The sequence below is a fragment of the Pseudoblastomonas marina genome (assembly GCF_014641655.1).
In the GTDB taxonomy this organism is placed as follows: domain Bacteria; phylum Pseudomonadota; class Alphaproteobacteria; order Sphingomonadales; family Sphingomonadaceae; genus Alteriqipengyuania_A; species Alteriqipengyuania_A marina.
Window position 1 is genome coordinate 1 of the sequence record NZ_BMID01000030.1, and the last position, 800, is coordinate 800.

Genomic DNA, 800 nt, shown 5'->3' on the forward strand with positions numbered 1-800 from the left:
AACCCACTCATAGAGTGGATTTTGGGGGTATCGTGTTGAGCTTATTGTTGGTATAACTCACTCATTAGTCGTTGAACGTTCTTAATCCATTTTTTATATACCGAATTAAGTTTCGCTACAAATAATCTAATAAAACGGAGGTAATTTATTAAATGTCCTTGTAATTTTCCCCATTTGCCTCTAAAATATAATAAGATTAAACCCTACCTATTTTAAGGAGCCCCATTACATTTATTAATTTATATCTTTTGCAATCTATCTTGCATTATTTTGCATCAGGATAATTTAAGGTACTATAACGCAAACTTTCTCGTAAATTATTTAACCATTTTATATATTGAATATATTTCAACCCTACTAAAGGATGTAAACCTGAAAATGAAAAGAAATTTATAACTTTTTGTATATCAGATTTAGAACTAACACCAAATTGATTAAAATTATTTGTTGTATCTATTTTTCTATTAGTATTAAACATTAGTTTAAAGGCTTCAAATAAATTAGTATGTATTCTCTGTTTTAATTGAAAACAACCATCATTATTACTTTTAATAAAAAATGAACCCTCAGAACATGTAAATCCGACTATTCAATTTTTAAAAAAAGGCAATAATGTGTAATCAATAGGATTTTTAGGTATCTCAAAAACAGCAGGTGTGTTATCGGGAATTTGATTATACATCTTAATATCATTTTTGAATATATACATAGCTAAGTTAAATTGATCTGCTCTAGTATTAGTTAAGAAAAAAATCTTATTATACATAAGCAATGGGAACAATATTTCTTGTAGATCCGTT

General features: G+C 26.6%; 2 protein-coding genes. Both read right to left on the minus strand.

Translation table 11 applies throughout. The annotated features are described in order from the left end of the window. Positions 1 to 265 precede the first annotated feature (265 nt). Positions 266 to 589 carry an LAGLIDADG family homing endonuclease gene (locus IEW49_RS13420; protein WP_188643240.1) on the minus strand — a complete coding sequence of 108 codons (324 nt, stop codon included), beginning with the start codon at positions 587 to 589 and terminating at the stop codon, positions 266 to 268. Beyond that, positions 590 to 800, minus strand: a 211-nt coding sequence (locus IEW49_RS13425; RefSeq protein ID WP_229658239.1) for a hypothetical protein, incomplete at its 5' end; no start/stop codon positions are given.